The following is a 25,251-nucleotide window of genomic DNA, read 5'->3' on the forward strand; positions in this document are numbered from 1 at the left end:
GCAGTAACTTCTGGTTCGGATGAAGCAAAGGCCGGCCGGCGTTCTGCCAAGGAAAATCATCTTGCCTTGGGCGGTGTGTATTGCTCACTTAAGCGGAATCCAGCCGGCACTTCTTAACACTCCGATCAGTTGCGGATCGTCGGCGGACATGGGCGGCAGCCAGATGCTGACTCGCTCGCGCTGCCACCACAAGCCCTGGGCGTTGCCGGGTTGGGCAAACCAATACCGGTACAGCACGGCCCGGACGTAGCGCGGCGGCCGGTTGGGGAAAGGGTTATGGGCAAACAAGCCGACAACCCCGGGTTCATTGTGCAGGAGCTTCCATACCAGGTTCAGCGTCCAGGGATATTCGGCCGGCGAGGCCATTGCCGCGAACCACATTTGCCAGTCCAGCCGCAGCTGATAAGGCGCAATTTGCGGCGGCCTCTGGTCTAGCAGCACCGGCAAGCCTTTGTAGAGATAGGGTTGCCAGTGGGCGCTGTCGTTGGGCGCTTCGTCGAGGGTTCCCTCGAACACCACATTGAGCCGCTGCTGTCCCACGGTCCCGAAGGCCCCGTAGGTATTGACGAGGTCCAGCGGGTCGAAGGACGTGTTCATGATCTGCCCCGGCGACACCATGTTTAGCGCTGGTCGAATGCTGAGGCCAGCAATAAGAACCGTTGTGGCCCAGGCAGTAGCCCGCATGGGCCTAGATACTTCGGCCCGCCCAGCCGCCGCCTGCGCTTTTCGAACGAGCCAGCCGGGAAGCAGCCGGGCCCAGAAGCCATCGTCGAAACAAGCCAAAGCCGGCAGAATCGTCAGCCAGTTCAGAAACGACAGATTACCGCTGAGAATGATGTTAATCTGGAATAACACGATCACCGCTCCTGCAATATGTCGGGCAAGTCGCGGCCCGAACACGAAGAAAGGCGCGACGATCTCGGCCAGCCAATTGAACCAGACGCCCACCCGCAGCGCCGTGCGCGGCAGAAAATGAAACCACCGGCTTAGCGGGCCGGGGATGGGCTGCGTTTCGAAATGGTAGTAGAGGGCTGTGCTGTTGCGCCAGATTTCATCCCCCCGCACCTTAATCAAGCCCGCGCCGAGCATGACGCGAAAGGCCAGCCACCGAAACAGCATAAGGATGGGCATGGGCGGCGCGTACCGCGGAAACGGCCGCAGATCGAGCAAAGGGCAGAGAAAAATGGCCAAAAACCCGGTTTCGGTCAGCTGAATCTCCCAACCGTAGCTGTACCAGTCTTGCCCGAGGTGCGTGAAGGACAGGTAGAGAAACCAGAGCACGGCCAGCATCAGCGCGTTCGCAAAACCGGCCGCAACGACGCAGGAAAGCAAAAAACCAATCCAGGCGACTGTTATTAGAGCCGTGTCAGAATGCCACAGCCAAAACAGCGACGGCAGGCGCATAAAGCCCGCCCTGTCGGAGCCCAGTACCTCGCTTACCTGCTTGAGGTAACTCTCCATGGGCAGCAGCCCGTTGGAGCCGACCAAGGGGACAATCTGGTTGATTGCTACCAGAAAAGCTACCGCATAGATCACGCCCAGCAGGCGCAACAGGACGAATCGGGTGAGCCAGTAGGAAGGAGGGCTATCCGGGGGGCGCGTAGCACGTTGAGATTCGCTAGCCATTGTCGTTTTACTTCCGGTCGGTTGTTGCCAATGGAAGCTTAATACGACTGACGTTTCAAGGTTGGCGACTAGTGATGGGTTAAAAAATGCGTTTAAAGTATTGCCCTCTCACTCCTTCCTTGAAGGCCTCGACAGCTAGAATGACTACCGTAGGCAGGTAGTGCTGCATTGATTATAACGTGCTAATTATGAACATGTTAGCCTCTAAGTAAGTACATAGCCAGTTACAGGGTTGTTGATGCCCTTCAGGGTCAGGGTTTTCTTCTGCGCATCGGGAAATTGCTCTTTTACCTCGTTGAATACTTCCTCCGTGACCATGATTTCACCTACGCCGGCCGCCCCCTGCAATCTTGACGTGAGGTTGACCACCGGGCCTATGGCGGTAAAATCTTTGTACGTGGTTCCTACTTCCCCCATGTAGCATTCGCCTGTATGGATTCCTATTCCTACCCCAAGCGTGTGAATATCACTCAGGCCAATTTCTTCTTTTAGGTGTTGACAGTTTTTTTGCAGCTGAACAGCTGCACTTACCGCATTTTGTACGTGGTCTTTCCTGATTAACGGGAAATTGAAAATAGCCAGCACAGCATCGCCGATGAATTTGTTGACAATCCCGTCCTCTTCCCAGATCGCTGCCGAACAGCGGTCGTAAAAGCTGTTGAGCAGCTCATTCACTTTTGCGCCTTCTATTTGCTGCGACAAATCCGTGTACCCCCGAATGTCAGCAAAGAGAATGGTGGTGGAAACGGGTATCTGCTTATGCTTCATGATCTTGGCAAAATTGCTTTCGCAATAGGTGCAAAGATTTGGATGCATTTGGCTTCTCTTGATGCCAAAACTCTTGAAAAGAAAAGAAAAGGGCCCACGTATGACAGTTGGCATATGCATATGTTCCCAGCAACCCAAGCAAATCTGTGATTCTTTCATAGTGCTCTTGAAGTCCCTCGCTGCGGCCTCAAGATTAATTTAGCATTATATTTAATAATAGTTATACGTTTTTTATACTGTTCTGCTGGCTCGTATTACCGGGCGCATGTAGTGGGCGCTGGCGCTAACTGACTCCGATAACGCTATACCTATGATGCCTACGCCATCAAGGGAATGCTTACCTCTCCGCGTACACTTCCTTTATCTGCTTTGTTAGGTAGTTAAAGGCCAAGGGTATGTCGGTACGCGGGCTGGTGGTATTGCCCTCAATAAAAACGTTGCCTTTGTATTTCGCCTTTCTCAAGGCTCTTAAATACGGCTTAAAGTCTTCGCCTTGCACGCCTGGGAACGAGCGGTTTTGTTTTTCTGCGATTTCGCAGTGGACCAATATATCCTTAGCGTCGATAATGCTCTGCGGCGACTCACTTTCGCGCAGCATGTGAAAAATATCAGCGTTGAGTTTGAAGTTGGGATGGTTGACGGCCCGCACGACTTCCGCCGCTGACTTTACGGTGTTCAGAAAATTCGTTTCGGAAGAATTAAGGTTTTCAATGGCAATCATGATTCCGTGTTTTTGCGCAGCAACAGCCATTTTGCGGCACAAGACAACAAAATCAGCCTGGGCCTTCTGCGCATCATAGCCTTCCGGAATCCGGCGAGCGCCCCCGCTGCCGAGTACGATAAAAGGAATGTTGGCTTGCTGAGCCCGCGCAAAAACGCTGTCGACATACGCTACCACGCGGGCGTCATTCACGTTCGGCCCAGCGATTTTTATCTTGCCGGTAAAGAGAATGTTGCAGAGGTATACTTTGCACTTCGCCTTTTTCATCCGGGACAAGTTTTGCTTGAATTGCTCCTCCGATAGAGCCGGCGAAACCATGCGGCTTACGGTTTCCCCGATCATGCGGAAACCAGCGGCATACACCAAGCTGTCCTGATCAATGGGTGCCACGAGGCCGATTTGCGGAATGTACTCCTTGCTTGGCGCAAAGCTGAGCAAAGCCGCAAGCGCCACGAAAAGTGCCAGCACGGGTACGAATTTCAATTTCATAGAACAGCTTTTAGGTGAGAGTAGAATTAAGAAAATATCAAGCGGAAGCTCCGCATCGGGCGATGTACAAGCGCAGAGGCTACTTGGCTTTCCATCGTTTGGGCTAGCGGGGCACGCTATATTATTACGCGAATAAGGGCTAAAGCCAAAAGGCCCTACACCCTGTCTGACAGGAGTATAGAGCCTTTTGAGTTCTTACGCAAATGCCAACCCGATTACGGGAACTTCGGGTACTTCGAGAAGTCGGGTTGACGCTTTTCGATGAAGGCGTTTTTGCCCTCTTTGGCCTCTTCGGAGAGATAATACAGCAACGTCGCGTTGCCGGCCAACTCCTGAATGCCAGCTTGGCCGTCGAGCTCCGCATTGAACGAAGACTTGAGCATGCGTAAAGCTAATGGGCTCTTTTCCAATATCTTACGACACCAGGTAACGGTCGTTTCTTCCAGCTTCTCCAGGGGCACCACTTTGTTGACGAGGCCCATGTCGAGGGCTTCCTGCGCGTCGTACTGGTCGCAGAGAAACCAGATCTCGCGGGCTTTTTTCTGGCCGACGACGCGCGCCAAGTAGCTCGCGCCAAAACCGCCATCGAAGGAGCCGACTTTCGGGCCGGTCTGGCCGAAGCGGGCGTTTTCGGCCGCAATGCTCAGGTCGCAGACCACGTGCAGCACGTGGCCGCCGCCGATGGCCCAACCGGCCACCATCGCAATGACGGGTTTCGGAATCGAGCGAATTTGCTTTTGCAGATCCAGCACGTTGAGGCGAGGCACGGTGTCTTCGCCCACGTAGCCGCCGTGGCCGCGCACACTCTGGTCGCCGCCCGAGCAGAAGGCCTTGCCGCCTTCGCCGGTCAGGATCACGACGCCGATGTCGGTGCGGTTGCGGCAAATGTCCATGGCCTCAATCATCTCCTGCACCGTGAGCGGCGTGAAGGCGTTGTGCACCTGCGGGCGGTTGATCGAGATTTTGGCGATGCCTTCGTGAAAGCTGAAAAGGATTTCGCGGAACTCCTTAATCGGAGTCCAGGTGATTTGTTCGGCCATAGTAAGTAAGGGAAGAAAGTCATCCGTCATGCAGAGCGCCGCGAAGCATCTGTGCCGCTTCGTTGAAATTACTACTGCAACATCAGCAGTAGAGATGCTTCGCGGCGCTCGGCATGACAATCTGATAGAAAAAGTGATTTAAGCGAAAGATGAGCGCACCAAGGCGCGATAATGCTCGAAAAAGTCCGCGTTGGTGGCGCTGTCCGTGGTGATTTCCAACAGCGCCGCCCCACTTTGCGAATTGCCGGGCGCAAAGAAAACCGGTAATACGGATTCTAGTTCGGCAAAGCTGCGGGCCGTGAAGTAATTCAGGCCAAAATCGCGGGCCGTGTTCTCGGCCGTGAGTGTTTGGCGCGTTTCAAAAAACTCCTCCAACTCCGGTTGTTGCCGCGGCCCGTCGATCATGCGAAAAATGCCGCCACCGTGGTTGTTAAACAGCACCACGCGCAGGTTTAGAGCTAAATAGTTGTGCCAGAACGCGTTACGATCGTAGAAGAATGCTACGTCGCCGGTGAGCAGCACCACAGGGCGGTCGGGGTTGGCCAGCGCCGAGCCCACGGCTGTGCTGGTGCAGCCGTCTATGCCGCTCGTGCCACGGTTGGCAAACACCTCAATGGCGCGGCCGGCCGGCAGCCCGATGATGTTGGCGTAACGCACGACCATGCTGTTGGCTAGGTGCAGCGCCGCGCGGTCGGGCACGAATTCCAGCGCTTTTCGGAAGGCCGAGAACTCGTTGAAGGGCTGGTCTTTGGCGCTGAAAAACTCGTTCAGAAAGCCTTTGGCCCAGCCCTCGGCACGTTGCCAAGGCGTAAGGAAAGCAGCTTTTTGTTTGGCCTCCTCTTCCCCCAGAGCCCAACCTGCCGTTGGCCAAGTCAGGCGCGGCGAGCCAATGGGAACGGGTGCTGCGGCCACGCGGGTAGCATCCGCGGCGGCGACCAACGGCTCTGCCGAACTCATACTTGATCTCTTCGAGAAATCGGTAGCGAGTGCTGGCTCTGTAACATCTTGACTGTCAGGCCTTAGTAAGGCTGTAAAAAACGTCGCGGGCTCCATCCGAATTACGCGTGTCAGCGAGCGGAAGGTGTCGGCCACGGCGCCGGCCGGCTGAATATGCCAATGCTCTTGCGGGGCCGAATCGCGCAGGTAGAGCTTCAGGGCTTTTGATATCAATGACTGCCCGAAGGTGATCAGGAGTTCCGGGCGCAGTGCCGCTTTCAGCCCCGGCTCAGGCACGGCCATAAACACATCCTGGCGACCCAGGGGAACATTGCGCACGTCAAAACTAGCGCCCACGGGCAAGTGCAGATTCGAGATCACATCGCCCACCACAGGCACCTGATAAGCCGCCGCAAACTCCCGCAGAGCCAGCAACAATGCCTCGTCGTGGTGGTATTGTCCGGCCACAACCAGCGTCCGCGGCATCTGGCGCAGGGTTTGGCGGATGGTTTCCAACTCCGCGGCCGCCAGCATGAGCACTGGCGCTTCTTCCCGAATCACCTTTACCTTTTCGAAGTGCACCTCTTCTTTCGGGTAAAAGGGCTCGCGCAACGGAATATTTACCTGCACTGGTCCGGCCGGGAATTGCTGGGCTATGTTAATGGCTTCAGTAACAATGCGTTCGGAATGCCACTTGGCGTCGGCGTGCGCGGTGTCGACGGGGAACGTAAAGGTGCCTTTGGCATGGGCACCGTACAAATCGGTTTGGCGGATGGTCTGGCCGTCGAGCTGGTCGATCCATTCCGGCGGGCGATCGGCGGTGAACACCACCAACGGAATCTGTTGAAAGTAGGCTTCGGCCACGGCGGGCGCGTAGTTCAAACCGGCTGTGCCTGAAGTACATACCAGCGCCACGGCCCGGCGCTGTGTCTGGGCCAGCCCTAGGCCGATGAATGCGGCGGCTCGCTCGTCGGGAACAGTGCGCACTCGGATGCGCGGGTGCCGCGCAAAAGCAATCGTCAGGGGTGCGCAGCGCGAACCCGGCGACAGCACCACATCCGTAATGCCCATCTGGGCGCAGATTTCCGCGATATTATGAACAGCCTGCATGAGATTTTCAAATGATAGTTAAGTAATTCATAATCAATAGGTTATTGTGGTATATAAATTCGTGTCATGCAGAGCGTGAGCGAAGCATCTCTATTGATTAGTAACTCAAAGAAGCGGGAGAGATGCTTCGCTCACGTTCTGCATAACAAAAGGAATCAGGGTAATCAGTTTGGTTTATAAATTATTGATAATTAAATATTTATGTGTCAAGCACGGCGCCGGCTGTGCGTAGCTTCAATTCGGTTTCGTTCCATTCGCGCAGCGGGTCGGAGTCGATGGTGAGGCCGGCGCCGGCGTACAGAATCGCTTGGGTGGGCCGCACTTGCAGGCAGCGAAGGTTTACAAATAGCCGCGACACGCCCGTTTGCGGCAGGTTTACGGGCCCCAGAAAGCCGCTGTAGTAGGCGCGGTCGTAGTGCTCGTGCTGGTGCAGAAAGGTGAGGGCCGCTTGCTTGGGCATGCCGCCCACGGCCGAGGTCGGGTGCAGCAAACGCAGCATGTCGGTGCCCAGGGTCGGGAAGGGCACTTGGCGCAAGTTCACCGAAAAGTCGGTGCGCAGGTGCAGCAGCTCGCCCGCTGCCACGGTGCGCGGACCGGTTTCCGTGTATTCGCGCAAGCGCAGCTGTTTGAAACAACTTACCACGTAACGTGCTACCAATGCTTGCTCTTCAATTTCTTTTTGCCGCCAAATGGCGTTTTGAGGTGTTAGGCCATCCACGATGGGTTGCGTGCCGGCGAGGGCCATCGTGCAAAAGCGACCGTCTTCGCCGATTTCCACCAGCACCTCCGGCGTCGCACCCAGCCAAGTGCCGATGCCTTGCGCACTCACCAACGACACAAATGCCCGCGGATAGCGGCGCTGCAATTCCTCGAAGGCTTCCAGCGTGTCGAAGGCGGGCGGTAGGGGCCGCGTGGCCGCCCGCGAGGGCACCACTTTCACCACCGCACCCTGCTCAATGGCCTCCACGCCTTTGGTCACTAGCTCCGAAAACTCGGCTTGGTCGGCAATGTGCGGTATGGGCTGCGGGCTCACGTACCACGACACAAAATCGCAGCTATCGGATTTTGATATAAATACCAGTAAATCAGATAGTTGCAAACTAAGATGGGCTTCGTCGCTGATGTCGAGTTCGTGGGGGTGCTCGGCGCTGAACACTACATCGGCGGGCAGAAACAGCGCCGGATTGTGGTCGGAGTCGTGAAACGGAAAGAAGGCGAAACCGGCCGGAGCCGTGGGTTCCAGGGCCGGCGGCAACCCAGTGAAGGCATCTTCGGCCGAAAAGCTCAGGCACAGTTGCGGATGTTCGGCGTTGGGCAGGCGCCACAGGGCGACCGGCAACCCGCTTTGCAGGGCAAATGCAGCCAGCAAGCGCAGTTGGTCGGTTACGGCGGGCACTGGGCCCGGCCACGCTACCGCCCGTCGGGAAGAAGTGCTCATGCTTTTGGGGAAGCCGATTTGTTGGGCAGATCGATCACGGCCATTGTGATGCGGCTGATGCACACGAGCGCCCCGCTTTCTTCGTGCGTAATCCGGATTTCCCACACCTGGGTGCTACGGCCCACGTGCAGCGCCGAGGCCCGGCCTACCACAAAGCCCGAGTGCACGCCTTTCAGGTGATTGGCATTGATTTCCAGCCCTACACACGCCTTTTCCCGTATATCAACCTGAAGGGTAGCGCCAATGCTACCCAGCGTTTCGGCCAGTGCCACCGACGCCCCGCCGTGCAGCAGTCCCATCGGCTGGTGCGTGCGGCGATCGACGGGCATGCGCCCCACAATGTATTTGTCACCTACTTCCGTGAGTTCGATGCCCAAATGCTCGCCCAGCGTATTGCGGCACCAGGCGTTAAGTTGAGCGAGATCGTGGGTGGGCTGTGTCATGCGTAAAAGAGGCAAAAAAGACGATTTATAGGCCCGAAAGAGCTACTTTTCGGGCTTGAACAAGCAAAGCTAGCGGGAAAGTGAGCGTCAAAAAAATCTACCTCATCCGGCACGGTCAAACGGATTTTAATGTCCGCGGCATCGTGCAAGGCAGCGGCGTCGACTCCGATCTCAACGAAACCGGACGGCGCCAGGCCGCCCGCTTCTTTGCGGCTTATAAACACGTGCCCTTCGATAAAGTCTACACCTCTACGCTCAGGCGCACCCAGCAGTCGGTGCAAGGCTTTCTGAATCTGGGACTTGCGCACGAGAAAAATGCCGGCCTCAACGAGATCAGCTGGGGCATCCGAGAGGGCACACGCATCACGGCCGAGGAAGACGAGGAATACCATCACGTGCTTGAGCAATGGACGCAGGGCAACACCGCCATCAGCCTCACCGGCGGCGAAAGCCCCGATGACGTGGCGGCCCGCCAACGCGCCTTTATCGACTTGCTGTTATCGCGCCCCGAGGAGGAAACCGTGCTCGTGTGCATGCACGGCCGCGCCATGCGCGTCTTGCTCTGTCAGCTACTCAATTACCCGCTCAGCTTCATGGATGCGTTCGAACATCGTAACTTGTGCTTGTACAAGCTGCATTACACCGGCAATATGTTCACGGTGCGTAACTTCTTGGACGTTAATCACTTAATCGAACATGGGTAAATGGTAGTGCACTGCTGCCAGCACAATCATTCGAGACGTGACCATAAAAAAGAGGTTTGTATTGGCAACTCTAGCCCGTGCGGACAAGCCTTTCAAGCAACAACCAAGAACAACAGCAGAAGCGAAAATTCGCAGATTATTGCCCCTAAACCGAGAGTTCTGATATTGTTTGCACCCCCGGATTTTCGGGCTAATTTTGACCCCTCACAACACAACACCGCAGAAGCAGATGGCCGAAATCATAAGAATGCCCAAGATGAGCGATACGATGACCGAAGGGACCATCGCCGCCTGGCTCAAAAAAGTGGGTGATCAAGTTAAATCTGGGGATATCCTAGCGGAAGTGGAAACCGATAAGGCGACCATGGAGCTGGAAAATTATGAAGACGGCACGCTGCTTTACATCGGGCCGAAAGAGAAGGATGCCGTGCCCGTGGATGGGGTATTGGCCATTGTTGGGAAGGAAGGCGAGGACATTTCGGGCTTGCTGAGCGGTGCACAGGGCGGTAGTGCAGCTCCGGCGCCGCAAGCCGAAGCCGCGCCTGCTCCCGCGGCTCCGCAACCAGCACCAGTTCCGGCACCGGCCGCAGCACCTGTAGCTGCTGCACCAGCATCGGCTGCCGCGCCGGCCGGCAACGGCAAAAAAGCCACCGTCATCCGAATGCCCAAGATGAGCGACACGATGACGGAAGGAACCATCGCTTCGTGGCTGAAAAAAGTAGGCGACAAAGTAAAATCCGGCGACGTACTGGCCGAAGTCGAGACCGACAAAGCCACGATGGAACTGGAAAACTACGACGACGGCACGTTGCTTTACATCGGGCCGAAAGAAGGCGAAGCAGTAGCCGTAGACGGTGTGTTGGCCATCATTGGTGAGGAAGGTGCTGATGTACAAGCACTTCTGGGCGGCCAATCGGGCGGGGCGGCTGCTCCGGCTGCGGCCCCAGCTGCACCCGCGGAAGCAACTTCTGCTGCCACCACCAGCCAAGCTGCACCAGCCGAAGCGGCAACAACTGCTCAAACGGGTGGCCGCTTGCTGGCCTCACCGCTTGCCAAGCGTATTGCCAAAGACAAAGGCATCGACATCAGCCAGGTAAAAGGCTCGGGCGACAACGGCCGCATTATTTCCCGCGACGTGGAGAGCTTCCAGCCCGGCGCTGCGCAGCCCGCTGCCGCGCCCGTACCGCAAGCCGCGCCAACAGCACAGCCCGCCGCTGCTCCGGCTCCGCAAGCCGCCGCACCGGCTGCTGCTCCAGCTGCGACGCCCGCCGAAGGCACCTATACCGACACGCCCGTGTCGCAGATGCGTAAGGTTATCGCTCGCCGCCTGTCGGAGAGCCTGTTCACGGCGCCGCATTTCTATCTGACGATGGAAATCCTGATGGACCGCGCCATGGAAGTACGCACACAGCTCAACACGCTGTCGCCGGTGAAGCTGTCGTTCAACGACATGGTTATTAAGGCGTGCGCTGTCGCCCTGAAGCAACACCCGGTTATCAACTCTTCGTGGCTAGGCGACAAAATCCGTCAGAACAAAGTCGTAAACATTGGGGTGGCCGTAGCCGTGGACGAAGGTCTGCTGGTGCCTGTAGTGCGCAATGCCGACGGCAAAGGCCTTTCGGCGATTGCTACGGAAGTAAAAGAACTGGCCGGCAAAGCCAAGAGCAAGAAGCTGCAACCCGCTGAGTGGGAGGGAAGTACCTTTACCATCTCCAACTTGGGCATGTTCGGTATTGAAGAATTCACGGCCATCATCAACCCACCGGATGCTTGCATCTTGGCCGTGGGGGGCATCAAGCAGACGGCGGTCGTGAAAGATGGGCAGCTGGCCATTGGCAACGTGATGAAAGTGACCCTGTCGTGCGACCACCGCGTGGTGGACGGCGCAACCGGTTCTGCTTTCCTGCAAACCTTGAAGAGCCTGCTCGAAGATCCGATGCGCATGCTCATCTGATAGCACGAACCATATCAATTGAAAAAAGCCAGCCTCCCAAGGGCTGGCTTTTTTGCTGCCTCGGTCTAATCAACGAGCGAAGCGACCAATTCTGAGATATAAGTTCATTGTAAAAGCTCTATACTTGCCAGTGGTGGGAGCTACGTCGGCGGCACCCGATTGTGTATCGTTCAATCGTATAAAGTCATGAAAGAGAATCTACTGGCAATAACGTTGTGTTTGGCTAGCGCAACGGCTTTTGGGCAGGGGCAAGCCCTGAACGGGCAAGTGTTAGACGCTGCGGGCCGGCCTGTAATCGGGGCCACCGTGGTAGAAAAGGGCACCAACAACGGTACGGCCACGGGCGGCGATGGACGCTTTACGCTACGCGCTCGCACTGCCAGCCCTCGGCTGGTCATCAGCTCCATCGGCTTCAGCGCGCAGGAAGTGGAAGGCGGAGGCGAGCAGATCAGCGTGCGATTGGCGGAAGCCACAACCAGCCTCGGCGCAGTGCAGGTGGTGGGCTCGCGCAGCCAAAACCGCTCAGTCACCGATTCGCCTTCGCCGGTGGATATCATCGACTTGCGGGAAGTTACTACCAAAACTGGTCAGCTCGATGTAAACCAACTGCTTCAGTTCGTAGCGCCGTCGTTTAACTCTAACCGCCAGACCGGCTCCGATGGCGCCGACCACGTAGACCCCGCCACCCTGCGCGGGCTCGGTCCCGACCAGACCTTGGTGCTCGTGAATGGCAAGCGCCAACACCAGTCGGCGCTGGTGAACCTGTTTGGCACGCGCGGCCGCGGCAATACCGGTACCGACCTAAACGTGATTCCGGCAGCTTCCATCGAACGCATTGAGATTCTGCGCGATGGGGCCGCGGCGCAATACGGCTCCGATGCCATTGCGGGCGTCATCAACATCGTGCTGAAAAGCTCGGTGAAGGAGCTGACAGCCAACGTCAACTACGGTGCCTACGACGCCAAATACCGTCGTGACGACAAAAAATTCGATGGCGGCAACTTCAACGCCAACGTCAATTACGGCGTCGGGATAGGAGACAAGGGCGGATTTATCAACGCGACCCTCGACTACAATCAGCGCGAACATACTCAGCGCGCCAACGTGCCGGCTCCCGACGGGCTGGCCCGCCGCGAATACGGCGACCCGCAGATATCCAATGCGTCGGCGTACATCAACTCGAAGTTTGCGCTCAGCGACAAAGCGCACATTTACGTGTTTGGCGGCGGCAACAAACGCAAAGGCGACGCCTACGCCTGGACGCGTTTTGCCGGCGACGACCGCAACGTGCCGGCCATTTACCCCAACGGCTTCGACCCCATCATCACCAGCGACATTGTGGATGCTTCTGGCGTGGTAGGCGTACACACGGCGCTAGGTGGCTGGGAACTGGATTTGAGCAACAACTTCGGCTCCAACCGTTTTCACTACGGCGTAAAGAATACGCTAAATGCCTCATTAGGAGCTAGTTCGCCTACATCCTTCGATGCCGGTGGTTTTCAGCTACAGCAAGATGTGGTAAGCCTGGGCCTGACGCGCAACTACAAAACCGTGCTGCAAGGCCTCAACGTAGCAGCCGGAGCCGAATGGCGCCGCGAGTGGTATTCATTGTTTGCGGGCGAAGAAGCTTCTTACCGTAACTATGACCCCACCGTAACGGGCGGCTCACAGGGCTTTCCTGGCTTTCAACCCAGCGACGTAATCAAGGCCGACCGCGACAACTTCGGGGCCTACGTGGATGCGGAACTGAGCGTAACGCAGCGCTGGCTGTTGGCCGCGGCCCTGCGCTACGAGCACTACAGCGACTTTGGCAGCACGCTCAACTACAAAGCGTCTACCCGCTTCAATCTCACCGACTTCCTGACCCTGCGTGGCACGTACAGCACGGGATTTAGGGCACCCTCGCTGGCCCAGATCAACTTCAACTCCACCTTTACCAACTTCATCAACGGTACGCCGGTGGAAGTACTGCTGGCCCGCAACAACAGCGCCGTTACGCAAAAACTGGGCATCCCGAGTCTGAAGCAGGAAACCTCCAACAGCGCCAACATCGGCCTCACCAGCCGCATTGGCTCTTCGCTCAGCCTGACCTTGGATGGCTACTACATCAAGGTAAAAGACCGTGTGGTGCTGACGACGCAATTTTCGGCCGATGACCCTGTGATTGGGCCTGATTTGCAGGCGCTTAACGTCGATCAGGCGCAGTTCTTTGCCAATGCTGCCGATACGCGCTCGCTGGGCCTCGATGTAGTGCTCAATCATACGGCCACCTTAGGAGAAGGCCGTCTTAACTCCACGCTGGCAGCCAATTTCAACCACTTGCGCATCGACCGCGTCCGGACTTCGGGCCGCTTGGCCGGGCGGGAAGACGACTTCTTTGGGCCGCGCGAGCAGGCTTTTGTGAAGGCTTCGGCGCCACCTTCCAAAATCAACCTCACCTTCGATTATCAGGTGGGCCGGTTTGGTACGCTGGTGCGGTTTGTTCGGTTCGACAAGCTGACGCTCATCGACTGGAATGGCGACCCGATGAAGTACGATTCGCGCGTCACCACGGACCTGACGGTTAACTACGCGCTCACCAACCACTTGCAGCTAATTGTGGGTAGTTCCAACCTTTTCAACCGCTATCCGACGCTGTTTGATCCGCAACTCACCGAAACCGGCGGCGCCTGGGACCCCGTGCAGATGGGGTCCAACGGTCGGTTTTACTTTGCTAAATTGCAGGCCCGTTTCTAAGCAGGTGTCGGCAAAACATTGTCTGTCATCCTGACGGAGGCATGACCTTATCGCGCCTGAACAACATCCCGTTCGGCGCCGATAAGGTCCTGCCTTCGTCAGGATGACAAGCGTTTTCTGGCCGCTTGTCACGGGCAACCGATAACCAGCAACTACTATGAAAATCCGCTCCACTACCGTGCTCGGCGTGCGCCACAACGGCGAAATTGCCCTCGGCGCCGACGGGCAGGCTACTATGGATAAACACGTGGCCAAGAGCAACGTACGCAAGGTGCGCAAGCTTCAGGATGGCAAAGTCGTGACAGGCTTTGCCGGCTCCACTGCCGACGCCTTCATGCTGCTCGATAAGTTTGAAGAAAAGCTGGGCAGCTACAATGGCCAACTGCGGCGGGCAGCCATCGAGCTAGCCAAGGAATGGCGTAAAGATCAGTACCTGAGGAAGTTAGAGGCTATGATGGTAGTAGCCGATAAAGACGAGCTGCTCATCATTGCCGGCACCGGCGACGTGCTGGAGCCCGACTCCGACGTAGCCGCTATCGGCTCGGGCGCCATGTATGCTCAAGCCGCCGCGCTTGCCCTCAAGAAGCACGCCCCGCATCTCACGGCCCGCCAAATGGTGGAAGATGCCCTGCACATCGCCGCCGACATCTGCATTTACACCAACCACAACCTGATGATTGAGCAGCCTAGCTAGGCCGAATTCGCGTCATGACCGAAGACCTGATTTACTACAACTCCCGCAAGCGTTATGTGCTGTTGACCTTAGTTTCGCTGGTGTTTGTTGCCGTGGGGGTATTTTTGATCGTGAAAAAAGGCAACTGGGGCCAGGGAATGATAACCATCATCTTCTTCGGAGCCGGTGTTGCCGTGGGAGCCCGGCAATTCTTGGATACCCGCCCGAGGCTGCAAATCACGGATGAGGGCATCCTGGATCGCACCCTGGGCGTAGGTTTGATTCCGTGGACTGAAATTACGTACGCGTATGTACGGGCCATAAATCACGAATATTTTATCTGTCTGCAGGTACGCGATGAACAGGCCTATTTAGGTCGTCTGTCGCCGCTGAAGCGCAGACTGGCGAATGCCAACGAGGCCTTGGGCTTCACACCTATTTCGATAAACCTAAGCGGCGTTGACCTCAACCCGGAGCAGCTTCTGGAGTATATCCTGAAGCAGAGTGCTGCCGCGCACCTTCAACACCCCGGATTACCGCCTAATTCGTAGCTGAATAACCCAATCAGGCTGTTTTTGTGAGCAACCCAGTCGCAATTGTGCTCTATTCAGAATTTTGGATATAGTGCACGGTTCTTGAACGATTCCAGGCTAATATTTGATTGTAAACCGCACACCCACAAGTACAGAACACACGACTCAATGAACGTAACCAACTTCCTCAAGCACCACTACCGCCACTTCAACGCCGCCGCGCTGATCGACGCGGCAGAGGGCTACAACAAGCACCTCGCTGACGGCGGCAAAATGATGATCACGCTGGCCGGTGCCATGAGCACCGCCGAGATGGGTATTCAATTGGCCGAGCTGATTCGTCAAGATAAAGTGCAGATTATCAGCTGCACAGGTGCTAACCTGGAAGAAGATATTTTCAACCTTGTTGCCCACGATTTTTACGAGCGCGTACCAAACTACCGCGACCTGACGCCCGCCGACGAGCAGGCACTGTTGGAGCGCCACATGAATCGCGTAACCGATACCTGCATCCCCGAGGAAGAGGCCATGCGCCGCCTCGAGCACTCGGTGCTGAAGTTCTGGGAAAAGGCCGATAAGGCCGGCGAGCGTTATTTCCCCCACGAGTTCTTCTACCAAATCCTGAAGTCGGGCGAGTTGGAGCAATACTACCAGATCGATCCCAAAGACTCCTGGATGCTGGCTGCCGCCGAGAAAAACCTGCCGATCATCTGCCCCGGTTGGGAAGATTCCACGCTGGGCAACATCTTCGCTGGCCACGTGATTTCGGGCGATATCAAGAACGTGCACACGGTGCGTACCGGCATCGAGTACATGATCTATCTGGCCGACTGGTACACCCAGCAAGCCACCGATGAGAGCCCAGTAGGTTTCTTCCAGATCGGCGGCGGCATTGCCGGCGACTTCCCCATCTGCGTCGTACCCATGCTGCACCAAGACTTGCAGCGTACTTCGGTGCCGCTGTGGGGCTATTTCTGCCAGATTTCGGACTCGACGACTTCGTATGGTTCGTACTCCGGTGCTGTGCCCAATGAGAAAATCACCTGGGGCAAGCTGGGCCAAGACACGCCTAAGTTCATCATCGAATCGGATGCTACCATTGTAGCGCCGCTGGTATTTGCGATGGTGCTGGGGCAGTAATTGCCACTTAGTCAAAAGGTTATAAAATAGCCCGTCGCTGAGCTCAGCGGCGGGCTATTTTCTGTACGCAAAATTCAAAAGCTTACTTCTTCGTCACGCGTACGTCTACCCGACGGTTTTGGGCGCGGCCTTCGGGCGTGTCGTTAGAGGCAAGTGGGTGCTCTTGGCCGTAGCCTTCTGCGGAAACGCGGCTCGGATCGATGCCGTTGTTCATCACGGCTTTGCGAGCGGCGTTAGCCCGGTCGGCGCTGAGCGTCAGGTTCATGTCGGCTTTGCCTTGGTTATCGGTGTAGCCGCCTAGCTTCACGGCAGCGTTGGGGAAGGCTTTCAGAATGGCAGCCAGGTTTTTCAGCTGCGCCTGTGACTCAGCCGTCAGCGTCGATTTGCCGGTGTTGAAGTACACACGGTCGAGGCTCATCCAGCCCTGCGTTTTGTCGTCGCTAACCGTTTGATTCTTGTCGTTCAGGAAGTTGAACAACCGGGCTTCAAACGAATTGCCGCCCACATTCAGCACTGTGCCATCGGGCAACTTGATTTCCGTGTTGGCGCCTGTGTCATAAATGTAGTTGCCACTAGCCGCATCGTAGCGGCCCGTCGGAGCGGCCGCCGGGGCTACGGCCGTCGTGGTGGTCGTATCCGTGGTAGTGGTCGTGGATGCAGGCGCTGCGTTTTCCGGCGTCTTGTTGCAGTTGCGCATGAAATAGAACAGCGCAGCTAAAGCTAAGAGAATCAATAAGATCCAGGGCCACCGGCTGGGCGTGGCCGCCGCCGTTTCGACGTCCCGCGCTGTGTTGCGAACGGCATCGCCGGTGCGGTTGGCGGCCGCCGAAACCGTGTTGCCGAGGGCATTCGCTGTGTTTGTCGCGGTGGTGCCTAGGTTAGCTGCCGCGGCGCCGGCGCCCAACCCCAGCCCCGAGAGTATCGTGCCCAGGCTGCCCGGCAAGCTGCCGAGTGCCCCCATAATGCTGCCCCGCTGACTGCTCAGGTAACTGCCTAAACCATTGGCATCCAAGTTGTTTTCGGCGGCGTGCCGGCCTAGCAGGCCCAACACCACTGGCGCTGCCATACTCAGCAGGCTACTCACGGTGGAAGTGCGCACGCCGGCTTGCTGGCTCACCCCTTCCACGGCAGGAGTGTAGTTGCTGCCAAATACGGAGCGCAAAAGCTCGGTGCCCCGGTTCAGCAGTCCACTGTCGGCGGTCGAGGTGGTGGCAGTCGTAGCCGTAGTATTGCCCAAGCCGCCGAGCAGACCACTCAGGTTGCCTAAAATGCCGCTGCTGTGGGCTTGGCGTGCCAATCCGAATAAATCTTCTGCTCCACCGGGCTGCTGCGAACGAGCAAACAAACCGCCCAGTACCAAGGGAACCACACTGCGGAGCGCAGTGCCAATGCTACTTTCGCTTTCACCCAGTGCGGTGCTAGTTTGGCGCACGGCATCACCGCTGAAGTAGTTTTGAACAAGTTCTAACAGATTTGAGCTCATCGGGAAAGGAGTAAGGGTTTGTGGATCAGCTTTCTACGAGTGCATATAATATAGGTCTGAATTTGAATATCCTTATTTCTGAATTTATATTTTACGCGGCGCGGCTTTCCTTCCGCATGGTCAAGCGAAAACCACTTGATGCGCGGGCACAAGCGTGCTGACACAGAATGAAATTATCTGCCTGACCTTGCAGAAAAGAAGACTTGCTGAAAGGGCAAATCGGGTCGGCTACAAGGAAGCGGTGCGCCAATGTGTAGGCGCTGTCGGTACTAGGCGAGGTGGCAAACGGGGCGGGGTAAAATTACCAAGGCAGCTGCGGTTGCCTGCTAGCTGCTAACGGCGCTTGAGCTGGCTTTGCTTGTAAGCTTCCAAATGAAACCGCAAGGCTGCCAATACCGGCCCGTACTGGCGCTGCGCATCTTGCCGACCCTCGAGGGTGTCCAATTGCGTGGCCATCAGGTTGAGAAATTCTTCTCGTGAAAAGCGGTTTTTGGCGGGTGAAGGAGTCACTAGTACTGTTACTTAGCCCTCAGAGGACGGGAAAACGTCGCAATAGTACGATGTTTAGTTTCAGCTCCGCAATATTGACAAATTAATATTTTCGTCTATAAACCGGCTGTTTCTCCCCTTACGTGAACCGCGAACAATGGACTAAAATTAAAAAAGCAGACGCTCCGGCTGGAACGTCTGCTTTTCGCAATGGCTACCCAAAAACGGCCTAATTAGAACCGGAACAGGGGGCGAGCCGGATTCCAGATGCCCCACGGAATCATCAGCAGCACCAGTACCAGTGCGATGGTGAACCACACGAAAGCCCGCTTGTGCTTCAGCACCGGCTCTGTCGCTTTCTTGGAGAGCGAGCGACCCACTTGGGCCGCAATCACGGCCAGTACCATCACGGTGATGTGCTCAACGCCCCAAAAGCGAAGCTCCGGGCTTTTCATGGCCGCGCCCATGTTGGCCAGGGCGGTTTTGGTCACGGGGCTCAGGCCGAAATACAAAATCAGGCCGACGAGCAACTGCAGGTGCATGGAGCCCACAAAGGCCGCGCCCATGCCGTTGTCGGCGCCCATGTAGCGGCGGCGCCCCTGCCAACCCGAAAAGGCGCGAAAAACCGCAATCAGGCCAAAAACAACCACGAGCCAACGCGTCCAGGAGTGGACATGCAGTAAAATGTCGTACATAAGTAGCAGGAGTAGCAGGGTGAAGTGAAGCGGTAAAGGTCGGAGGCGCCGGGGAAAATGCCGCAGGGGAAAAGGAGAAATTTGAGGCGGCCGACAATAAGGTAAGGCTACAGCTTGGAATACATTATTATATAAGTGTCTTATAATTAGGTGGTTGCATTAGAACAAGGAAGCTGTCTTTTCTTGCTTATGGCCCTCAAAAGAAAAGACTCGCTCGCGCAGAAACATATCGCCCTGTTGCCGTAGCACCGCAATGTTGTTGATGGTGAGTTTAAGGTTAAAAGTCTGTTTGTTAAGGTATTGCAGTACGGGGCCGAGCAAATCGGGGGTGGTGTCGTGCAGGGCCAGCGAGATGTGCGGCAGCCAGCAGTCGGGACCGCTAAACTTATCGGTGCGCAGGCACAGCGGTGCCGTGGCTTTCAGGATGCGACTGTGCAGTTGGTTGAGGGCATCGCAGCGCAGTACCGGAATGTAAATCACGGGGTTGGGGCCCGGAAACACGCCCAAGCCCGTGGTATAAGCGTTGAAAGGCTTGGTGCTTTGGGCTACTTCGCGCAGCACCGCGTTCAGGGCCGAAAGCTTGCGCACGCCGGCCAGCTGATACGTAAGATGGGGGTCGGGTGTGGCCTGCACGTCGTCGAGCCCAAACTCGGTTTCGAGCCCTTTGATGATACCATTAATGCGCGCAGCGTTTTGCGGATTTAGAAGCGAGGTGATAGCCAACATGATGCTACAACCTAGAGGCGTCGTCGTTGTTGGATTCGGCCCATTTAGCCGCGTTAAATGCTTGGCTTTGCCCACGTGGCACGCTCAGGGTTTGCCACGCCTCCCCACGAATCTGTTTGGCTAGCTGCACAATTTGGCCCGTATGATATGCATAATGAGTTGCTTGCCGCTGTAGCGCCGTCAGCACCGAGTGGGCCTCGCCGCGAATCGTGACGGTGCGCAGGAGGTCAGCGGGGGTAAGGGTATCCAACAGATCCAGCAAAATAGGCCATGCTGCTTCCCACTGCTTCTGCAGAGGTGCAATGGCTTCTACATCAGAGGGTTCCTCAAACTCCTGATCGCGGTTGCGGTCGGGTTTTTCGCCGTCAGTGGTCAGAAAATCGGTGAAGCGGGAGCGCAGATTGCCCACCATGTGCTTCACGATCACGGCGGTGCTGTTGGAGCCCGGCACCGGCCGATACAGCCATTCTTCGGGGGTGAGCTGGGCCAGCGCGCGCTCAGCGAGGGTTTTGTAACTGCGGAAGCTGTGCTGAAAGGAACTCAGCACGGCTGCGGCAACCGAATCGTGGGCAACATCCATAGACAACAAAGTGTGATGCGGAGTCGAGAGCCCTAAGGTAATCCTTCCGCCCATATCGACGTGGTAAACAGGCGGCTAAATAGGAAACCAGAAACTTTTCGTGCGCTCAGATCGGCAAGTAGGGCCGTCAGTTGTTGCAGAAAACGCTGTCGTCACCAGCCGGGAAATAACTATTGGGCTTGCATAGCCATGCCGTTCCATTTTCCGTTTAGGGCAGAACCAATCAGCGCCACTACCACTTTCATTGCTGCCGCGTGCCCCATTCTCCAGCGTTGCCCGAACCCCTTACGCCGCCTGCCAAAACGCGATCGCGCTGGTGGTTCTGGCCGTTGATGGGCGTGGGCCTACTGGCGCTGCTGCTCGGCGTGGCGTTGCTTTTTCTCGACTCGTGGCTGCGCCAGAAGCTCGAAAAACAGGTAGCAACGCGCTCGGCGGGCCGCTACGAGCTGCGCATCGCCTCCTTGCAAACCAGCTTGTGGCAGCGTAGCATTCGGCTGAACGGCGTGCGGCTGAAACCTACTGCTTCTTTTGGTAAGATAAAGAATATCAATGCGTTACCCCATTTGCAATTCACGTTGCAAGAATTGCGCATTGCGGGCATCGGTCTGAGCGACCTGCTCAGGCACGACGTCGTGGCCGTTGATAAGGTGCAACTGGATTCGTTGCACCTGCGCGTGTACGAATGGCCCAAAACGAGCCGTAAAGCTTCCAGCAAGCCTCTTTACCAGCAGTTGCCCTTCGATGTAAAAGGACTGCGCTTGGGTGAAATAGCGCTCACGCGAATCCAGGCGGCCTATGGGCCTAATGAACAGCCCGTTCTGCAATTTCGGCAAGGCGATGCGTTGGTTCGAGATCTGCTGCTCTCAGCTACGGGGGCCGCTGACACCCAGCGCATTGGCTATGCCGCCACGGTGGCCGTGCGCGTGCGGGGCTGGCAAGCAACCGTGCAGCGACATGAGGTGAATTTGGCGGCGGTGCAGTTCATTTCGGCGCGGCACCGGCTGGAGGCCGATTCGTTGCGCGTAACCCCACTTTTTGCCAACGCCAAGCGCCAAGGAAACCTGCGCATAGCGCTCTGGCTGCCGCGTATTTTGCTAACAGGGCTACAGACTGCTCAATTGGCGCGCAGGCAGTTTCGGGCTGCGTCACTGTTGCTGCAAGGCCCAAATGCTAGCTTTTCGCCACCCGATCAGCCCCCGCCGGCCCTGAGCAAATTGCTGGCCCCGTACTTTGACCGTGTGCAACTACACCACCTGCGCCTGACGCATGGATACATTAAGGTGGAAAGCATTGAGCGCAAACCCGTTATCGAAAACATCGCCATCGACGGAAGCGACCTGCGCGTTGATGGGGTAGGCGCGCAGGACCCGAAACGCATCCTGTACGCCACGGCTTGGCAGGCGCAGACGGGGCGGGGAACCCTGTTGCTGGATGCGCCTTATTACCGACTGGCATACAAGCAGTTACGCCTGTCTACCAAGCCCGGCCTGTTTCATATGCTGGATGTGCGGTTGGCCCCTACCATGTCGGTGGCGGAGCTCTCACGGCGCAAGCACCATCAGGCGCCGCACGTTACGCTCCAAACGCCTCAGGTCCGCGTAACCGGCTTCGATTTCGCGGCCTTGGAGCGGCACGGCGCTGTGATAGCGCGCGAGGTGCTTATTCGGCAGGCCCGCGTGGCGGTCGCCGGCGACGGCCGCTTTCCGGTCAATCCCAATCCGTCGGTCGTGACGCCGGAGTCGCTGGGCAAGCTGCCCTTTCGGCTGGACGTGCGTGCACTGCGGCTCAGCGATTGGAACATGAAATTCAGCTACTTAGCACCGGTAAGCGGAAAAACCGGTACCATGACCCTGACGCGCCTGAACGGTACGCTCACCAACATTTCCAACGACCCCGTCCACATGACGGCCGCCCACCCGGCCATTGCGCGGGCGTCGGGCCTACTGCAAAACGCCTGCTTGGTGCAGGCTACTTTTTGGCTGCCCTTGCTCGACCCGAACGGGGCACACCGGGCCGAAGGCACGTTCGGGCCGGCTTCGATTACGTTGCTCAACTCCATGACCGAACCCACGCGTCTGGTGCGTTTTGAGCGTGGTCAGATCCAACACGTGGCCGTTCAGATTCAACTCGACAAGCAGCAGGCCCGCGGCACCATGTGGGCCAGTTACTACGATCTGAAGATGTCCTTCCTAAGCAAAAAAGGGGGCGCCGACCAGAAAACGCTGCTCTCCAAAGTCACGTCCAAACTGGTGAATGGCATCGTGATTCGAGACGAAAACCCGCGTCGCGACGACAAAGCCCTCAAGACCGGCAAAATCCAAAGCGCCCGCGACCCGCGCTTTTCGGTGTTTTCGCTGTGGCGACAGGGTGTGGTGAGTGGCTTGCTCAACAGCATCGGCGTACCGGGCAAGCTGGCTAAGAGCCTCAGCGAGAGCGAATAAGTAAGCGCTATGAGAGTGGCTTGTGTAGAGAACAAGTGAGCCACGAAAAAGCTGAATAAGGCCTTGTTTTAATAAGTAATTATTAGTCAAGCGGTTATACTGTTTGGCTTACTTGCCCGGAACTTATGATAGCGTGAGGTGTTTGAGTGTTGCTAATTTTGTCTCTGCAACCGGGGTGATCGTAGGAAAAGCACGGCTGTAGCAGCATGTAAAAGCGGTTTTATGCGGCAGTCGCTCTGCCGTTTCGTTGATCACACTGTATGTCCGAAATTCTATTCGACGTTAATCTGCAGCAGCTGCCCGACGAGTATTTGACGGGAGAGTGGTGCGTTGCCAGCCGCGTGCTCAACCGCAATAACCCGGACAGTGCTTTGGCGCAGGCTACGCATTTTTATTTGCAGCCCGGCACGCTCAAGGTGCAGGCACCGGAGCTCCAGGATACCGGCAACTGGACTGTTGAGCGCGATTCGCTGCTGAACCGGCCTTACCTGGAGTTGCAATTGCTACAGGAAGAAACCCGCGCGCTTATTACGCGGCTGCGGCGCTCCGCCGACGGCTTGCAAAGTCAACTTAGCTTGTATTTTCAGTCGGGCATGGAGCTGCTGCTCTCCCAGCCCTGTTGATCGCTTCTTTTATGGTCCCTACCCCCTCCGTTCCGCAGGATGAGCGCCTGAGAAAGCAGGCAGAAGAACAACTGACCTTCCTGGCCGATTTTATTCCTCAATTGGTCTGGTTTACTGATCCATCGGGTTTTCACACCTATTTCAACCAGCGCTGGACCGACTACACCGGCTACACCCTGGCCGATAGTGTGGGGCCGGATATGTGGAACAACCTGCTGCACCCCGACGACCGTGAGCGCGCCCGCCAAGTGTGGGGCCATTCGTTGGCCACGGGCGATTTTTACGAAATCGAATACCGCTTCAAATCCCGCCAGGGCGACTATCGCTGGTTTTTGGGCCAAGCCCGGCCGCAGTACGACGAGCAAGGGCAGATCAAGCAGTGGTACGGCACCTGCACCGACATCCACGATCAGAAACTGATTGAGTTTGCCCTGCGCGAACGCGAACAGGATCTGGAGCGCGCTTACTCCGACTTGGAGGTGAAAGTGACGTTCCGCAACCTGGAACTGGAACGCGAAGTGCAGGAACTGCGCAAAGCCCTCTCCAAATAGAAAGGATAGCTTATTTACATAATTACTTGATTGTCAAGTTATTATGTAAAAACAAGAAAGGCCGCCTCAACTGAGGCGGCCTTTCTTGTTTCGGGAAAACAGGCTTTTGCTAAAACGAGATTTTGTTGATGGTAAACTCCGTTACGGCTGGGGTCTGGCCGCTTTGCAGCGCGTTGAGGTGCGAGTACAGTACGTAAGTTTCGGTGCTGCTCCGCTTGGTGAGCGTGGTGGGGTACACGCCGGCTGTGGTAGTAGCGCTGGCGTTGGAGGCTGCATTCGCCCAGTTGTCGCTGGTAGTCAGGCGATACACTTTGCTTTGGCTATTGGTTACGACGAGCAGCGTGCTGTTGTCCTGTAGCAGCAGGCCGTCGGCCCCGACTAGGCTGGTGCTCGTCGTTACTTTGGTAACCGTAGCCGGCGAAGTCAGCGTCACCTTGTATAAAGTACCATCATTGGACTTGGCCACCAGCAAATAGCCATCTGGGTGAAACACGATGCCATTGAGCCCAAAGGCGCCCGCAGGAGCCTGAAATTGCGGATTTTCTACAAGTACGTTTGCGGTCGGCGTGCCATCGGTGGCAAACCCAACGCGGTAAATGACGGGCGCGAAGCTGTCGGTAACATAAGCTGCGCCGGCGTTGTCGACGGCCACGTCGTTGGCAAAATGCCCGGCATCCGTCGGGCGCAGGTTGCTAAGATTGACGTAAGAAGCCACGGCGCCGCCATTCAAGTCAATGACTGCCAGCGCCGCCAGTTTGCCCTTCGTCGCGGCCGTAGAAAAAGCCGTGTTGTAGCCGGGGTCGGATACGGCCGCCAGCAGCCGGTTGCGCGTAGCATCCAGCTTCAGCCCGACCGTGGAAATCAGGCGTTGATCGGCGGCAAAAGGCTGGTAAGTGCCGTTTCCCTTGCCGTCGTCCTGCACTTGGCCTATGGTGCCGCGCGTTTCCGAACTCACCAGAAAGCGCTTGCGCTGCGTATCGTACTGCACACCCTCGGGATACAAGCCATCCTGGGTGAACTTTATCACGTCGGCGCCCAGCACCAGTGGCGTAATGTCGCTGTCTTCGGTGCAAGCCGGCACAAGCAGCAAGGCCAAAGCGAAGGAAGAAACTTTAAAGCAGTTATTTAATTGGTTGATCATCAAAGCGTTGTATTTGAATAAAAAGCGTACTCGTGCACAGCCGAGAACAGTAGATTGCTGCAAGTTTACGCCGAATCAGAGGCGAAGTTCAGGGCCAGGTTGCGGTAAGCTAACCCAGCCGCACCCGATCACTTGGAAGTGGATTTGGTTGTAATTATCACTGAATCAAACCAATAGCGAATTTGTTTGGTTTGCGAAACGCGCCGCGCCC

The 25,251-nt window shown here is 56.7% G+C and carries 22 protein-coding genes; 9 read left to right on the forward strand and 13 right to left on the reverse strand.

Annotated elements, in window-relative coordinates; genetic code table 11:
- Positions 1 to 84: 84 nt before the first annotated feature.
- The 7 genes from FHG12_RS14965 to FHG12_RS14995 all read right to left on the reverse strand — a co-directional run bounded on the left by FHG12_RS14965 (position 85) and on the right by FHG12_RS14995 (position 8,571).
- Complete coding sequence (locus FHG12_RS14965; protein WP_139516487.1) at positions 85 to 1,626, reverse strand: lipase maturation factor family protein; 1,542 nt, start codon at positions 1,624 to 1,626, stop codon at positions 85 to 87.
- Positions 1,627 to 1,830: 204 nt separating this feature from the next.
- A complete protein-coding gene (locus FHG12_RS14970; RefSeq protein WP_139516488.1) occupies positions 1,831 to 2,553 on the reverse strand; it encodes an adenylate/guanylate cyclase domain-containing protein in 723 nt (240 codons plus the stop codon).
- A gap of 178 nt (positions 2,554 to 2,731) precedes the next feature.
- Entirely contained in the window at positions 2,732 to 3,604 is an 873-nt protein-coding gene (locus tag FHG12_RS14975) for a sugar phosphate isomerase/epimerase family protein (RefSeq protein ID WP_139516489.1), read from the reverse strand.
- 215 nt (positions 3,605 to 3,819) lie between these two features.
- The gene (menB, locus tag FHG12_RS14980; protein WP_139516490.1) at positions 3,820 to 4,644 is read right to left on the reverse strand and encodes a 1,4-dihydroxy-2-naphthoyl-CoA synthase; all 825 of its coding nucleotides are present in this window, start codon (positions 4,642 to 4,644) and stop codon (positions 3,820 to 3,822) included.
- Positions 4,645 to 4,782: 138 nt separating this feature from the next.
- The gene (menD, locus tag FHG12_RS14985; RefSeq protein ID WP_139516491.1) at positions 4,783 to 6,690 is read right to left on the reverse strand and encodes a 2-succinyl-5-enolpyruvyl-6-hydroxy-3-cyclohexene-1-carboxylic-acid synthase; all 1,908 of its coding nucleotides are present in this window, start codon (positions 6,688 to 6,690) and stop codon (positions 4,783 to 4,785) included.
- A gap of 199 nt (positions 6,691 to 6,889) precedes the next feature.
- Positions 6,890 to 8,128, reverse strand: coding sequence for a chorismate-binding protein (locus FHG12_RS14990; protein WP_139516492.1), 1,239 nt, complete (start codon positions 8,126 to 8,128; stop codon positions 6,890 to 6,892).
- Positions 8,125 to 8,571 carry a hotdog fold thioesterase gene (locus tag FHG12_RS14995; protein WP_139516493.1) on the reverse strand — a complete coding sequence of 149 codons (447 nt, stop codon included), beginning with the start codon at positions 8,569 to 8,571 and terminating at the stop codon, positions 8,125 to 8,127. The genes FHG12_RS14990 and FHG12_RS14995 overlap by 4 nt, the downstream gene beginning before the upstream one ends.
- A gap of 80 nt (positions 8,572 to 8,651) precedes the next feature.
- Here FHG12_RS14995 and FHG12_RS15000 point away from each other — a divergent pair, with 80 nt between their 5' ends.
- From FHG12_RS15000 to FHG12_RS15025, 6 genes are all read left to right on the forward strand, one after another.
- On the forward strand, positions 8,652 to 9,275 hold the full coding sequence (locus FHG12_RS15000; RefSeq protein ID WP_139516494.1) for a histidine phosphatase family protein: 624 nt from the start codon (positions 8,652 to 8,654) through the stop codon (positions 9,273 to 9,275).
- A gap of 229 nt (positions 9,276 to 9,504) precedes the next feature.
- On the forward strand, positions 9,505 to 11,229 hold the full coding sequence (locus FHG12_RS15005) for a pyruvate dehydrogenase complex dihydrolipoamide acetyltransferase (RefSeq protein WP_139516495.1): 1,725 nt from the start codon (positions 9,505 to 9,507) through the stop codon (positions 11,227 to 11,229).
- 186 nt (positions 11,230 to 11,415) lie between these two features.
- On the forward strand, positions 11,416 to 13,965 hold the full coding sequence (locus FHG12_RS15010; RefSeq protein ID WP_139516496.1) for a TonB-dependent receptor: 2,550 nt from the start codon (positions 11,416 to 11,418) through the stop codon (positions 13,963 to 13,965).
- A 157-nt stretch (positions 13,966 to 14,122) separates the two neighbouring features.
- Positions 14,123 to 14,659, forward strand: coding sequence for an ATP-dependent protease subunit HslV (hslV, locus tag FHG12_RS15015; RefSeq protein WP_139516497.1), 537 nt, complete (start codon positions 14,123 to 14,125; stop codon positions 14,657 to 14,659).
- 14 nt (positions 14,660 to 14,673) lie between these two features.
- Positions 14,674 to 15,189, forward strand: coding sequence for an STM3941 family protein (locus FHG12_RS15020; protein ID WP_139516498.1), 516 nt, complete (start codon positions 14,674 to 14,676; stop codon positions 15,187 to 15,189).
- Positions 15,190 to 15,339: 150 nt separating this feature from the next.
- Positions 15,340 to 16,311: a deoxyhypusine synthase family protein gene (locus FHG12_RS15025; RefSeq protein ID WP_139516499.1), complete on the forward strand. Its 972-nt coding sequence runs from the start codon at positions 15,340 to 15,342 to the stop codon at positions 16,309 to 16,311.
- 82 nt (positions 16,312 to 16,393) lie between these two features.
- On the opposite strand, the gene FHG12_RS15030 is transcribed toward FHG12_RS15025, so the two are convergent.
- The 5 genes from FHG12_RS15030 to FHG12_RS15045 form a co-directional block, all read right to left on the reverse strand.
- Positions 16,394 to 17,794, reverse strand: coding sequence for an OmpA family protein (locus FHG12_RS15030; protein ID WP_139516500.1), 1,401 nt, complete (start codon positions 17,792 to 17,794; stop codon positions 16,394 to 16,396).
- Between the two features lie 333 nt (positions 17,795 to 18,127).
- Positions 18,128 to 18,304 carry a hypothetical protein gene (locus FHG12_RS21010; RefSeq protein ID WP_165699415.1) on the reverse strand — a complete coding sequence of 59 codons (177 nt, stop codon included), beginning with the start codon at positions 18,302 to 18,304 and terminating at the stop codon, positions 18,128 to 18,130.
- Positions 18,305 to 18,516: 212 nt separating this feature from the next.
- On the reverse strand, positions 18,517 to 18,978 hold the full coding sequence (locus FHG12_RS15035; protein ID WP_139516501.1) for a hypothetical protein: 462 nt from the start codon (positions 18,976 to 18,978) through the stop codon (positions 18,517 to 18,519).
- 159 nt (positions 18,979 to 19,137) lie between these two features.
- Positions 19,138 to 19,704 (reverse strand): 2'-5' RNA ligase family protein, encoded by a 567-nt coding sequence (locus tag FHG12_RS15040; protein WP_139516502.1) that lies wholly within the window; start codon positions 19,702 to 19,704, stop codon positions 19,138 to 19,140.
- A 4-nt stretch (positions 19,705 to 19,708) separates the two neighbouring features.
- Entirely contained in the window at positions 19,709 to 20,284 is a 576-nt protein-coding gene (locus tag FHG12_RS15045) for a DinB family protein (protein ID WP_139516503.1), read from the reverse strand.
- A gap of 254 nt (positions 20,285 to 20,538) precedes the next feature.
- Here FHG12_RS15045 and FHG12_RS15050 point away from each other — a divergent pair, with 254 nt between their 5' ends.
- The 3 genes from FHG12_RS15050 to FHG12_RS15060 all read left to right on the forward strand — a co-directional run bounded on the left by FHG12_RS15050 (position 20,539) and on the right by FHG12_RS15060 (position 23,899).
- Positions 20,539 to 22,725, forward strand: a complete 2,187-nt coding sequence (locus FHG12_RS15050) for a hypothetical protein (RefSeq protein WP_139516504.1) — start codon at positions 20,539 to 20,541, stop codon at positions 22,723 to 22,725.
- A 260-nt stretch (positions 22,726 to 22,985) separates the two neighbouring features.
- Positions 22,986 to 23,348 carry a hypothetical protein gene (locus tag FHG12_RS15055; RefSeq protein WP_139516505.1) on the forward strand — a complete coding sequence of 121 codons (363 nt, stop codon included), beginning with the start codon at positions 22,986 to 22,988 and terminating at the stop codon, positions 23,346 to 23,348.
- An 11-nt stretch (positions 23,349 to 23,359) separates the two neighbouring features.
- Positions 23,360 to 23,899 (forward strand): PAS domain-containing protein, encoded by a 540-nt coding sequence (locus FHG12_RS15060; RefSeq protein WP_139516506.1) that lies wholly within the window; start codon positions 23,360 to 23,362, stop codon positions 23,897 to 23,899.
- Between the two features lie 109 nt (positions 23,900 to 24,008).
- Here FHG12_RS15060 and FHG12_RS15065 read toward each other — a convergent pair whose 3' ends face one another.
- A complete protein-coding gene (locus FHG12_RS15065) occupies positions 24,009 to 24,995 on the reverse strand; it encodes a gluconolaconase (protein ID WP_139516507.1) in 987 nt (328 codons plus the stop codon).
- Between the last annotated feature and the right edge of the window lie 256 nt (positions 24,996 to 25,251).

Origin of the sequence: Hymenobacter jejuensis, from assembly GCF_006337165.1 — a bacterium.
GTDB lineage: Bacteria > Bacteroidota > Bacteroidia > Cytophagales > Hymenobacteraceae > Hymenobacter > Hymenobacter jejuensis.